Here is a 266-nt window from a genome sequence, read left to right as displayed (position 1 = left end):
CAGCCGAACAGCGCGAAAGCAGCGGTGCCGAGGCCGGCAAGGCCGAGGAAGGTGCGACGATCGGAGGGGGTTTGCATCACCCCGATATAGGGGCGGCCCGTGAACGCCGCCAGAACGGGGTGCTGCCCGACTGCAGCACGCCGCGCCGGAACAGTCGTGCCCCCGTCCAGATGAACAGCGCGACCCACAGCAACTGCCAGACCAATGCCAGCGCATGCGGCCACAGCGTCGCCCTTCGCGATGGCGGGCCGTGCGGCCAATTCGGC

General features: G+C 69.5%; 1 protein-coding gene. It reads right to left on the bottom strand.

Annotation, left to right across the window (positions count from 1 at the left end; all coding sequences use genetic code 11):
• Positions 1–266: hypothetical protein (locus AC0IYH_RS31970; protein WP_471838304.1), on the bottom strand; the 266-nt coding region annotated here is incomplete at both ends.

The organism is Pseudomonas sp. AC463 (assembly GCF_979253585.1).
The sequence above is the reverse complement of the archived record's forward strand: the minus strand, read 5'-3'. Positions and strand labels throughout refer to the sequence as shown.